We start from the raw sequence: 11934 nt of genomic DNA on the forward strand, positions 1-11934 counted from the left end.
AGATGGCCATGCCACTGCGACAGTCCATCAGGGTCGGGACGTATCTTCTCGAACAGAAGCTCCGCAAGCGTGAGAAGTTCCCGCTGATCGTCGAGCTGGAACCGCTCTACGCCTGCAACCTGGCCTGCGAGGGGTGCGGGAAGATCCAGCACCCGGCCGGCGTGCTCAAGCAGCGCATGCCGGTCGCGCAGGCCGTCGGCGCCGTCCTGGAGTCCGGCGCCCCCATGGTGTCCATCGCGGGCGGCGAGCCCCTGATGCACCCGCAGATCCACGAGATCGTGCGGCAGTTGGTAGCCAAGCGGAAGTACGTGTTCCTCTGCACCAACGCGATGCTGCTGCGCAAGAAGATCGAGAAGTTCACCCCGTCCCCGTACTTCGCCTTCGCCGTGCACATCGACGGGCTGCGCGAACGGCACGACGAGTCGGTCGCCAAGGAAGGCGTCTTCGACGAGGCGGTCGCCGCCATCAAGGAGGCGAAGCGGCGCGGGTTCCGGGTCACGACCAACTCCACCTTCTTCAACACCGACACCCCGCAGACGATCATCGAGGTGCTCAACTACCTCAATGACGACCTCAAGGTCGACGAAATGATGATCTCGCCCGCCTACGCCTACGAAAAGGCCCCTGACCAGGAGCACTTCCTGGGCGTCGAGCAGACCAGGGAACTCTTCAAGAAGGCCTTCGCGGGCGGAAACCGGGGCCGCTGGCGGCTCAACCACTCCCCGCTCTTCCTCGACTTCCTGGAAGGCAAGGTGGATTTCCCCTGCACCGCCTGGGCCATTCCCAATTACTCCCTCTTCGGCTGGCAGCGCCCCTGCTATCTGATGAGCGACGGCTACGTGCCGACGTACCGGGAACTGGTCGAAGAGACCGACTGGAGCAAGTACGGCCGAGGAAAGGACCCGCGCTGCGCGAATTGCATGGCGCACTGCGGCTACGAGCCCACCGCCGTCCTCGCCACCATGGGCTCCCTCAAGGAGTCCCTGCGCGCGGCCCGGGAGACGGTCTCGGGGAACCGGGAGAAGCAGTGACCGGCTTCGACCTCCGCGCCCTGCTGGACGAGCGGGGCGCGGAACGGTACGAGCTGCACACCAGGCACCTCAACCACCAGCTGCCCCGGATGCTGCACACGATCGGCTTCGACAAGGTCTACGTACGGGCCGAAGGCGCACACTTCTGGGACGCAGACGGCAACGACTACCTGGACATGCTGGCCGGGTTCGGCGTGATGGGCCTGGGCCGCCACCACCCGGTGGTCCGCCAGGCCCTGCACGACGTCCTGGACGCACAGCTCGCCGATCTGACCCGCTTCGACTGCCAGCCGCTGCCCGGGCTGCTGGCGGAGAAGCTGCTCTCGTACAGCCCGCACCTGGAACGGGTCTTCTTCGGCAACAGCGGCACCGAGGCCGTGGAGACCGCCCTGAAGTTCGCCCGGTACGCCACCGGGCGAACGAGGGTTCTCTACTGCGACCACGCCTTCCACGGGCTCACCACGGGTTCGCTCTCGGTCAACGGGGAGGGCGGGTTCCGGGACGGCTTCGCGCCGCTGCTGCCCGACACGAAGATCCCCCTCGGGGACCTGGCGGCCCTGGAGCGGGAGCTGAAGCGTGGCGACGTCGCCGCCTTCGTCGTCGAGCCGATCCAGGGCAAGGGCGTGCTCGCGGCCCCGCCCGGGTTCCTGCTCGCGGCGCAGGAGCTGCTGCACCGGCACAAGGCGCTGCTGATCGCGGACGAGGTGCAGACGGGGCTCGGCCGGACCGGCGAGTTCTACGCGTACCAGCACGAGCCGGGCGTGGAGCCGGACCTGGTGTGCGTGGCCAAGGCCCTTTCGGGCGGCTATGTGCCGGTCGGCGCGACCCTGGGCAAGGACTGGATCTTCAAAAAGGTCTATTCGTCCATGGACCGGGTGCTGGTGCACTCCGCCAGTTTCGGATCCAACGCGCAGGCGATGGCGGCCGGGCTGGCGGTGCTCTCCGTCATGGATGACGAGTCGGTGGTCGCGAACGCCCGCGCGATGGGCGACCTGCTGCGCGGCCGGCTCGCGGCGCTCGTGGACGAGTACGAGCTGCTCCACGAGGTACGGGGGCGCGGCCTGATGATCGGCATCGAGTTCGGGCGGCCGTCCTCGCTGGGGCTGCGCAGCCGGTGGACCATGCTCCAGGCGGCCCGCAAGGGGCTCTTCGCCCAGATGGTCGTGGTGCCGCTGCTGCAGAAGCACCGGATCCTGACGCAGGTCTCCGGCGACCATCTGGAGGTCATCAAGCTCATCCCGCCGCTGATCGTGGACGAGCGGGACGTCGACCGGTTCGTCGGCTCCTTCCGCGCGGTCATGGACGAGGCGCACGGCGGGGGCGCACTGATGTGGGACTTCGGCAGGACGCTGGTGAAGCAGGCCGTCGCCGGCGGCTGACGGCCTGCTCCGCTGCCCGGTTTCCCGGTCGGGCTGTCGGCCGGGTTATCGGTCGAGCAGCTGCTCCCGCAGCCGGTCGAGGGTCTCGGGCGTGAGTCCGAGGCCCTCGGCGAGGTACCGGTCGACCCCGCCCCAGTGCTCGTCGATGGTGTCGAAGGCCGCTGTCAGGTACTCGGCGCGGGCGTCGAAGAGCGGGGCGAGCAGCTCCATCACCTCGGGGGAGCGGGCCTCGGGGGCGTCGCTGGTACGGCGCACCCGGTAGCGGCGGTGCGGGGCGTTGGACTCCAGGTAGTCCGCCACGATCGCCTCGCGCTCGATGCCCAGCGCGAGCAGGGTGACGGCGATCGACAGGCCGGCCCGGTCCTTGCCGGCCGCGCAGTGCATGAGCGCCGGAATGCTGTCCTCGGCGAGGGCGTGCACGACCCGGCCGTGCTCGGCGGTGCGGTGCTCGATCATCGAGCGGTACGAGTTGGCCATTCGGGCGGCGCCCTTGCCCTCGCCCAGGATTCCGCGGAGCTGCTCGAGATCGCCGCCGCGGACCATCTTCCAGAATTCCTTGCCGTCGGCCGGATCCGACAGCGGGATGTTGACGTTCCGCACGCCGGGAAGCTCGACGTCGAGTCCCTCCAGGGCGTGGTCGGCGCCGTTGCGGAAGTCGAAAATTGTGTGGAGGCCGAGCGATGCGAGGAATTCTGCATCGGTTTCGGTGGCATGTGCCAGATGTCCGCTACGGAACAGTTTTCCTGGCTTGACCCTCCGCCCGTCGATGGTCGGCAGCCCGCCCACATCACGGAAGTTGCGCACTCCGGCCAGCTCCGGCTCCGGTACGGGCTCCGTCCGCGGGGGCTGGGGTATCTGCTGGGTCACGGGAACTCCTCCGCGTCGTCGTGAGATGTCCGAATTGCGCTACTTGAGGCCAACTTGCCATAACCGGAGGCGAGATCGGGCGCAGCCCCGTGAGCCAGATCATACGGTGACCGTGAGTGCCTGATCGTCGAAGTCGAAAGGCCCGGCCGGGGCGGTTGTTGGCGGCGGGGAATGGACGGAGGGTGACCGGAATTCCGTCGAACTCCCCGGCCTGTGAATCCGTCAGGAAATTCGTGGCTTGTTCCGTGCGGCTCAACTCGATTACCTTCGCGATCGATCCGGATGGACCGCCTAATCCTGCCGCCGTCCGGAAACCGCACCCGACTATTCACGCGCGCGGCAGGAGCGGGGGAACCAGGTAAGCCGCTGTTCCCGATCTTTGTATCGGCGCAGCTCGGGGTGAAGCCGTACATGTTCCGTTCATGTGCGGCCGGACATCTCCAGTCCGAACCCGACAGCTCACCTCGCAGGCGACGGAGAGGAATTCGCCATGCCTGCAAAGGGTAAGCACCGCCGTCCCAAGTCCCGTTCCGTGGCGCGCGGCTTCGCCGTCGCAGGCACCGGTGGTGCGGCCCTCGCGCTGCCGCTGCTGGGTGCCGCCGGCGCCCAGGCGGCCGGTGCCCCGGCCGCCGCCCCCGCCGCGGCTCCCGTGCAGGCCCCGCAGGTTCCGGCGGCGCTGCAGGCCGCGCCCGCCGCTGCCGCGCAGTCCGCGCCGGTCGTCTACACGGTCGTGCCGGGCGACTACCTCTCCAAGATCGCCCAGGACCGCCACCTCTCGGGCGGCTGGCAGCAGCTGTACGCCGACAACCGCGAGGCCGTCGGCACCGACCCGTCGCTGATCCACCCCGGGCTGAAGCTGACCCTCGGTGCGCAGGGCGAGGCGGCTCCGGCCGCGCAGGCTCCGGCCGAGAAGTCCGCTCCGGCTCCGGCGAAGAAGTCCTCGGCCTCGCCCTCGGAGGACAAGGGCTCCGCGGACGTCGCGCCGGCCCCTGCCGCCCCCGCGGCCGCAGCCGCCGCCGCGCCCGCCAAGAAGAGCACCGCCGCCAAGTCCGCCGCCGGTACGGTCAGCGCCGCCGGCTTCGTCGCCCCCGTCGGCGGCGGGATCTCCACCCAGTACAAGACCCCCGGCGCCATGTGGTCCAGCGGCTACCACACCGGTGTCGACTTCATCGCGAGCTCCGGCACCACCGTCCGGGCCGTGGGCGCGGGCACCGTGGTCTCCGCCGGCTGGGCCGGCGCGTACGGCAACGAGGTCGTCATCCGGCACGCGGACGGCAAGTACTCCCAGTACGGCCACCTGTCCCAGCTCTCCGTCTCGGCCGGCCAGAGCGTCACCGGCGGCCAGACCCTCGGCCTCTCCGGCTCCACCGGCAACTCGACCGGCCCGCACCTGCACTTCGAGATCCGCACCGGGCCGTCCTACGGCTCGGACATCGACCCGCTGGCCTACCTCCGCTCCAAGGGTGTGAGCATCTGACGGCTCCCGCCGTCGGACAGAGGCAACCGGACTCGTGAGGCCGGGACCCGAGGGGGGTCCCGGCCTCACGCCGCGTTATTCCGTACCGACCAGGTGGTATAGATCACGGTCCGTCAACCCCTTCCTACGATGGCGTAGGTCACGTGCCGGGGTGAAAGATGTGTTCTCGTGGCAGCGACGAAGACGACACTCAAGACCATCGGCTCGTACGCGGCGATCGGGGACAGCTTCACCGAGGGTGTGGGGGACCCGGGACCCGGGGAGACCTTTCTCGGCTGGGCGGACCGGCTGGCCGTACTCCTGGCCGATCAGCGCGAGGAAAACGAATTCCGGTACGCGAACCTGGCCGTGCGGGGGCGCCTCCTCGACCAGATCGTGGCCGAACAGGTCCCCCGGGCCAAGGAGCTCGCACCTGACCTGGTGAGCTTCTGCGCCGGCGGCAACGACATCATCCGGCCCGGCAGCGACCCGGACGACGTGGCGGAGCGGTTCGAGGCGGCCGTGGCCGACCTCACCGGAGCCGTCGGCCACGTCATGATCACCACCGGCTTCGACACCCGCGGTGTGCCGGTCCTCAAGCACCTCCGGGGCAAGGTGGCCACGTACAGCGCCCATGTGCGTGCCATCGCCGACCGCTACGACTGCCCGGTGCTCGACCTCTGGTCGCTGAAGTCCGTACAGGACCGGCGGGCTTGGGACGACGACCGGCTGCACCTCTCGCCCGAGGGGCACACCCGGGTCGCGCTGCGCGCCGCCCAGGTGCTGGGGTTCGAGGTGCCGGCCGACCCCGACCAGCCGTGGCCGCCGCAACAGCCGCGCGGCTCGGTGGACGTGACCCGGGACAACATCCAGTGGGCGCGGGAGTACCTGGTGCCGTGGATCGGGCGGCGGCTGCGCGGGGAGTCCTCCGGGGACCACGTGGAGGCGAAGCGTCCGGACCTGCTGCCGCTGTAGCCCGGCGCAGGAGGGGCGGAGTAGCGGAGCAGCGGGTAGCCGAGTAGGAGAAGGGGACGGGGGCAGGAGGACGGGTACGCGCGGCGGAATCCTTCGGGGCCGGTGCGCGTTGGCAAGGTGATAGACCGGAAACCAGTACGGCCTCTCACGCCCATCCGTCCCACCCTCCCAGGAGGCGCTTTGACCGGCTCCCGTCCCCTGCGTCCACGGCTGCGTGCCCTGCGGCCCGAAGCCTTCGGCGCGGATCCGTCCGGCGCACGCCTGGAGCGGATCCACCGCTCGCCGAACTTCGCCGACGGTGTCTTCCAGAACCCGGTCGGGGCCCGGACCAGGCCTTCCGGCTCCATGATGGAGTTCGCCAAGATCTACTTCCACAAGGAGCAGCGGATCCGGCGCAACCCGGGAGCTCCCATCCCGGTCTACCCGACGACCCTCGCCGAGCTGGCGAAGCCGCCGGTCAGCGGGTTGCGCCTGACCTGGATGGGGCACTCGGGCGTACTCGCGGAGATCGACGGGCGGCGGGTGCTGTTCGATCCGGTGTGGGGTGAGCGGTGCTCTCCCTTCCCGTTCGCCGGGCCCAAGCGGCTGCACCCCGTACCCGTACCGCTGGCCTCGCTGGGGCCGGTTGACGTCGTGGTGATCTCGCACGACCACTACGACCACCTCGACCTGCCGACCATCAAGGAGCTGGCCGGTACGGACACGGTCTTCGCCGTCCCGCTCGGCGTCGGCGCCCACCTGGAGCGCTGGGGGGTGTCGCCGGACCGGCTGCGCGAGCTCGACTGGAACGAAGGCACCAAGATCGCGGGGCTCTCGCTGACGGCCACGCCGGCCCGGCACTTCTGCGGGCGCGGCCTGCGCAACCAGCAGAACACCCTGTGGGCCTCCTGGGTCGTCGCGGGCGACGAGCACCGGATCTTCCACAGCGGCGACACCGGCTACTTCCCCGGGTTCGGGGAGATCGGCGCCGAGCACGGCCCCTTCGACGCCACGATGATCCAGATCGGGGCCTACTCGGAGTACTGGCCCGACATCCACATGACCCCCGAGGAGGGCATGCGCGCCCACCTCGACCTCCAGGGCGGGATCCCCCACGGCACGATGCTGCCGATCCACTGGGGCACCTTCAACCTGGCCCCGCACCCGTGGGACGAACCCGGCGAGGGCACTGTGACCGCGGCCGAGGCCACCGGCGCGGCGATCGCGCTGCCGATCCCGGGCCAGCCGTTCGAGCCGGGCGACGCCGGTGCCCCGAGCGAGCCGTGGTGGCGCCCGTTCGTGGCGTCGCCCCCGCCCGTGCCCGCCACACAGTCCCGCCCGGTCGCGACCGCGCGACCGCCGGCCGCGGCGCACGAGGAACCGGAGGCCGTCGGCTCGTAGCGCGTGTCCGCCGGGCGCCGCTCCGGAGCAGCCCTCGGCACGGGGTGGTGCGTCGCGTACGGCGGCTGCGAACGTGCGCCCCCGGCGGATTCGGGCTGTCGTACGAGCGCTCCATCGGGAGCGGGAAGCAGCCCGGGCAAGTTCCCCAACTGGCTGTCAGGGGCGGGATCGTGCGGTCTAGCGTGGGTATCCGGTGATCAACACCGGGCCCCGGAACCCCTGGGGGCCCGGGCCCCACGTAGAGGACGCCGATGTCCGGACTCCGCGCCGCCCGCCACGCCCCGTCGAGACACGCCGTCACCGGTCCCGGCCGGCAGATACGCCCCCAGCTGGTCCGCGCCTCCCTGCTGCCGGCGCTCGCCGCGGCGCTCAGCGGAGCCGCCGCGGTGATCTTCACGCTGCAGCTCGGCGGGGGCGCGGGGGAGCGGGACGCCCGGCTGTGGCCGGTCCTGGCCGGCTGCGCCCTGCTCGTCGTCGGCGCACTGGCCGCCGCCCTGCTCGGGGCCCAGCGCTCCACCAAGGCCGTCCGGGACCGCTGCGAGGCCCTGCGCCGCTCCAGCGTGCGCGGACGCCAGGAGCTGCGGACCGCCGCCGAGCGGCTGGAGCGGGGCGAGCCGCCGGTCCGCCCGGTCCGCGGCGGTCCGACGGGACCACCGCCCGGCAGCGACCCCGATCGGGTGGACGAGTTCTGGCTGCTCTCCCAGGAGCTGCGCGGCGCCCGCGAACAGGCGCACACCACCCTCGTACGGCTGGCCGGCCCGGCCGCGCCGTCCGACAGCGACCGCAAGGTCGAGGTCTTCGTCAACCTCGCGCGCCGGCTCCAGTCCCTCGTGCACCGGGAGATCTCGCTGCTCGACGAGCTCGAGGACACGGTCGAGGACCCCGACCTCCTCAGGGAGCTCTTCCACGTGGACCACCTCGCCACCCGGATCCGCCGCCACGCCGAGAACCTGGCCGTGCTCGGCGGCGCCGCCTCCCGGCGCCAGTGGACCCGGCCCATCGACCTGAGCGAGGTGCTGCGCTCCTCCGTCGCGGAGGTCGAGCAGTACACGCGGGTCAAGGTGGTACCCCCGGCGGGCGGCACCGTCCGCGGCCACGCCGTCGCCGACGTGGTGCACCTGCTGGCCGAACTCGTCGAGAACGCCACCGTGTTCTCGGCCCCCGACACCGACGTGGTGGTGCGCGCCGAACGGGTCACCGCGGGCATCGCCGTCGAGGTGGAGGACCGCGGGCTGGGCATGCCGGCCGCGGAGCAGCACCGGATGAACGCGCTGCTCGTCGACCCCGACCGGATCAGCGTCCGGCATCTGCTGGCGGACGGGCGGATCGGCCTGTTCGTCGTTTCGGCGCTGGCCCGCCGGCACGGGATCGCCGTCGAGCTCAAGTCCAACATCTACGGCGGCGTGCTCGCCGTGCTCGTGCTGCCGCAGGAACTGCTGGGGGCGGAGGCGCCCAGCGCCGCCGACGCGCTCGGGGGCTCCCGGGCCACCTCGTGGGGGACCGGGGAGGGAGGCGTCATGCCCCCGCTGGAGCCCGTACGGGTGGCCGTGCCACAGCCGAAGCCGGAGCGGCAGGTGCGACCGGAGCCGGAGCGGCAGCCGCGACACGAGCCGGCCCCGCGACGGGAGCCGCAGCCGCAGCCCCGGCGGGAGCCCGGGCCGGCCTCGCGATGGGAGCCGCAGCCCCGGCGGGAGCCCGAGCCGGCTGCCGCGCGGCCGCCGCAGGCGGCACCGAGGTGGGCGGCTCCGCCCGCGCCGCGCCCGGACACGCGTATGCAGCCCGGGGCGGTGCGCCAGGAGTCGGAGCGCTGGGAGCCGAGGGAGACGCCGGCCGCCGAGACGACCCTCGACCTGGGCATGGACCTGGGCCTGGGGCTGGGGCTGGGGCTGGACGTGACGCAGGGCCGGCCCCCGGGCATGGGCCCGGCCGCGGGGACATCCGCGGGGCTGGACGGTCGCGAGCCCGTGCCCCCGGCGCCGGTCCCGGCCCCGGCGCCCGTGTCCCCGCCGCCCGTACCCATGACGGTGTCCGTACCGGCCGCCCGGACGGACCCGGACCGGCCGCCCCTGCCCCGCCGCCGGGCCCAGCACCACCTCGCCCCGCAGCTGCGGGATGCCCCCGCCCCGCGGCGGGCCGACGCACCCGAACAACCCGTGCACGACCCGGGTCTGATGGCCGCCTTCCAACGGGGCTTCGGCCTCGCCCAGTCGGAGAACCAGCCATGACCCCGACCTCTCACCTCAGCAAGGAGCGCACCACCATGGGCGGCGAAGCGGCGACGAAGACCGGTCGGCTCTCGGATCTCGACTGGCTGCTCGGCGGCCTGGTCCAGCGGGTCCCCTACACGCGCAGTGCGGTACTCCTCACCGCGGACGGGCTCGTCACCTGCGTGCACGGCCTCGACAACGACAGCGCCGACCACCTGGCGGCACTGGCGTCCGGGCTGTACTCGCTCGGGCGGAGCGCCGGATCCCGGTTCGGGGACGGCGCGGAGGTCCGGCAGGTCGTGGTCGAGCTCGACTCCGCGCTCGTGTTCGTGTCGGCCGCCGGAGCGGGCACCTGCCTGGCGGTCCTGGCCGACCGGGAGGCCGACGCGGGCGTGCTCGGCTACGAGATGGCGATGCTCGTCAAGAGCGTCCGGCCGTACCTGGCGGCCCCGCCGCGGCGGCCCGCCGGCGACCCGGAGTGATGCGCGCCGCCCGCGCCACGTACGGCATGGGGGTCCCGCGCGACACGCCCTGGCTCGACGACTCGGCGGGCCGGGTGATGCGCCCGTACACGGCCAGCGGCGGGCGGACCCGGTCCGCCGTCGCACTCGACCTGCTGTCCCTGGTGACCGCGACGGGGGTGCGCCCGCGCGGCCCCCTCGGCACGGAGCACACGCTCGCGCTGCGCCTGTGCGCGGGCTCCGCGGTCGTCACCGTCGCCGAGGTGGCCGGACAGCTGCGGCTGCCGGCGGTGGTGGTGAAGGTGCTGCTGTCCGACCTGATGGAATACGGGGCCGTCACGGCGCAGGCGCCGCGGTTCCCGGGCGGCGGGTACCTCGCCGCCGACGACCAGAATCTGCTCCGGGCGGTGCTCGATGGCCTACGCCGACGACTGTGACACCCGCCCCGCCGCCGTCCTGCCCGCGACGCTGAAGATCCTTGTCGCGGGCGGTTTCGGGGCGGGCAAGACGACCTTCGTGGGCGCGGTGAGCGAGATCGAGCCGCTGTGCACGGAGGAGCTGCTCAGCGGGCTGAGCGAGGGCCCCGACCCGCTCGACGAGGTCGAGGCGAAGACGTCGACGACCGTCGCGCTCGACTTCGGCCGGCTCACCCTGGACGAACGGCACGTCCTGTACCTCTTCGGCACGCCGGGGCAGCAGCGCTTCTGGTTCCTGTGGGAGGAGCTGTGCGCGGGCGCGCTTGGCGCGGTGGTGCTCGCGGACACCCGCCGGCTCGCCGACTGCTTCCCGGCCGTGGACTTCTTCGAGCGGCGCGGCATCGGGTTCATCGTCGCCGTCAACGAGTTCGACGAAGGCCACCGCTACACCGCCGGCGAGGTCCGCGAGGCGGTGGGGCTCGGGCCCGAGGTGCCCGTCGTGCGGTGCGACGCGCGGCTGACGAGCTCCGGGACCGGGACCCTGGCCGCGCTGGTCCACCACCTGCTCTTCACCGCGGCGACGGACAGGTCGGCGAGGTCAGCGATTTCAGCGAACGCAGAGAACTCGGCGAGCTCGGTGAACGCACCGATTTCAGCGATTTCAGCGACTTCAGTGACTTCAGCGAAGTCTTGGGATGGGGGGAACCCGCGATGACGTACTACGAATCGACCGGACACCTGCTGCTCACGCCGGTGGACCGGGAGGCGCCCGCACGCACCGTCCGGCTGCGCGAACTGGGCCTGGGGGAACGGGCGGACACGGAGCTCGACGCCTTCGCCCGGCAGATCGCCGACGTACTGGAGGCTCCGTACGCGGGGGTCAACTTCATCGGCGAGGAACGGCAGTTCTTCGCCGGTCTGCACCACGCTCCGGACGCCCCGGCGAGCGGGTACCCGGCGCGGGCACTGCCCCGGGACCACGGGTACTGCCCGCATGTGGTGGTGCGGCGCCGGGCGCTGGCGCTGGAGGACGTACGGGACTTCGCGCGGTTCGCCGGCAATGCGGTGGTGGACGAGAGTGGGGTGCGCTCGTACCTGGGGGCGCCGCTGACCGACCGGCAGGGGATCGTCCTGGGCACCGTGTGCGTCGTGGACCTGGAGCCGCGCAGGTGGGGGACGGCGGGTCTGGCGACCGCCAAATCCCTGGCCGCAGAGCTGCTGGAGATCATCCACGCACGCGAGGACGGCCTGCGGGCGGGCTGAGGGGCGGGCCGAGGGCGTACGCAGGGACCGCTGCCCGAGGGCGTACGCAGGGACCGCTGCCCCGGGGCGGCTGTCAGTGCCGGGCGCTACGGTCGACGACATCAGCCCGAAGCCCGACCGGTGGCCGGAGAGGAGTCGCGGGATGGCCGTGACCGCCGAGGACGTCCGTACGACCGCGCTGTCGCTCCCCGACAGCAGCGAGAAACTCGCCTGGGGCATGCCCACGTTCCGGGTGGGCGGGAAGATATTCGCCGCCCCCGGCGAGGACGACGCCTCGATCGGGGTAAGGTGCCCGAAGGAGGACCGTGCGGAGCTGATCGCCGCCGAGCCGGACAAGTTCTTCCTCCGGGAGGGCCACGACGACAACTACGCCTGGCTCCGCGTCCGCCTGGCGGCGCTGGAGGGCGCCGCCGAGCTGCGCGCGATCCTGGTCGACTCGTGGCTCCAGGCGGCCCCCAAGCGCCTGGCCGCGGCCCATCCGGAACTGCCGGGGCACTGA

The 11934-nt window shown here is 72.1% G+C and carries 12 protein-coding genes and 1 riboswitch; of the genes, 11 read left to right on the forward strand and 1 reads right to left on the reverse strand.

Annotated features, from left to right (window positions below; genetic code table 11):
- Positions 1-2: 2 nt before the first annotated feature.
- Together hpnH and AB0M76_RS05590 are read left to right on the forward strand one after the other, a co-directional pair.
- The gene (hpnH, locus tag AB0M76_RS05585) at positions 3-1031 is read left to right on the forward strand and encodes an adenosyl-hopene transferase HpnH (protein ID WP_365951669.1); all 1029 of its coding nucleotides are present in this window, start codon (positions 3-5) and stop codon (positions 1029-1031) included.
- Entirely contained in the window at positions 1028-2410 is a 1383-nt protein-coding gene (locus AB0M76_RS05590) for an aspartate aminotransferase family protein (protein WP_365951671.1), read from the forward strand. The genes hpnH and AB0M76_RS05590 overlap by 4 nt, the downstream gene beginning before the upstream one ends.
- Positions 2411-2455: 45 nt before the next feature.
- On the opposite strand, the gene AB0M76_RS05595 is transcribed toward AB0M76_RS05590, so the two are convergent.
- Positions 2456-3277 carry a tyrosine-protein phosphatase gene (locus AB0M76_RS05595; RefSeq protein WP_365951672.1) on the reverse strand — a complete coding sequence of 274 codons (822 nt, stop codon included), beginning with the start codon at positions 3275-3277 and terminating at the stop codon, positions 2456-2458.
- Positions 3278-3588: 311 nt separating this feature from the next.
- A riboswitch (cyclic di-AMP (ydaO/yuaA leader) is annotated at positions 3589-3763 on the forward strand.
- 4 nt (positions 3764-3767) lie between these two features.
- Here AB0M76_RS05595 and AB0M76_RS05600 point away from each other — a divergent pair.
- The 9 genes from AB0M76_RS05600 (at position 3768) to AB0M76_RS05640 (ending at position 11934) form a co-directional block, all read left to right on the forward strand.
- On the forward strand, positions 3768-4754 hold the full coding sequence (locus AB0M76_RS05600; RefSeq protein WP_365951673.1) for a LysM peptidoglycan-binding domain-containing M23 family metallopeptidase: 987 nt from the start codon (positions 3768-3770) through the stop codon (positions 4752-4754).
- A gap of 168 nt (positions 4755-4922) precedes the next feature.
- A complete protein-coding gene (locus AB0M76_RS05605) occupies positions 4923-5708 on the forward strand; it encodes an SGNH/GDSL hydrolase family protein (RefSeq protein WP_266661860.1) in 786 nt (261 codons plus the stop codon).
- A gap of 180 nt (positions 5709-5888) precedes the next feature.
- Complete coding sequence (locus tag AB0M76_RS05610; RefSeq protein WP_365951674.1) at positions 5889-7088, forward strand: MBL fold metallo-hydrolase; 1200 nt, start codon at positions 5889-5891, stop codon at positions 7086-7088.
- Positions 7089-7339: 251 nt separating this feature from the next.
- Positions 7340-9313, forward strand: coding sequence for an ATP-binding protein (locus AB0M76_RS05615; protein ID WP_365951675.1), 1974 nt, complete (start codon positions 7340-7342; stop codon positions 9311-9313).
- Positions 9314-9348: 35 nt separating this feature from the next.
- Positions 9349-9777 carry a roadblock/LC7 domain-containing protein gene (locus tag AB0M76_RS05620; protein WP_266672545.1) on the forward strand — a complete coding sequence of 143 codons (429 nt, stop codon included), beginning with the start codon at positions 9349-9351 and terminating at the stop codon, positions 9775-9777.
- A gap of 26 nt (positions 9778-9803) precedes the next feature.
- The gene (locus tag AB0M76_RS05625; protein ID WP_365951920.1) at positions 9804-10193 is read left to right on the forward strand and encodes a DUF742 domain-containing protein; all 390 of its coding nucleotides are present in this window, start codon (positions 9804-9806) and stop codon (positions 10191-10193) included.
- Positions 10171-10887 (forward strand): ATP/GTP-binding protein, encoded by a 717-nt coding sequence (locus AB0M76_RS05630; RefSeq protein WP_365951676.1) that lies wholly within the window; start codon positions 10171-10173, stop codon positions 10885-10887. Before AB0M76_RS05625 ends, AB0M76_RS05630 begins: the two co-directional genes overlap by 23 nt.
- Positions 10884-11435, forward strand: coding sequence for a GAF domain-containing protein (locus AB0M76_RS05635; RefSeq protein ID WP_365951677.1), 552 nt, complete (start codon positions 10884-10886; stop codon positions 11433-11435). The genes AB0M76_RS05630 and AB0M76_RS05635 overlap by 4 nt, the downstream gene beginning before the upstream one ends.
- 142 nt (positions 11436-11577) lie before the next feature.
- Positions 11578-11934: an MmcQ/YjbR family DNA-binding protein gene (locus AB0M76_RS05640; protein WP_365951678.1), complete on the forward strand. Its 357-nt coding sequence runs from the start codon at positions 11578-11580 to the stop codon at positions 11932-11934.

This window comes from Streptomyces sp. NPDC051364, assembly GCF_040682115.1.
GTDB lineage: Bacteria > Actinomycetota > Actinomycetes > Streptomycetales > Streptomycetaceae > Streptomyces.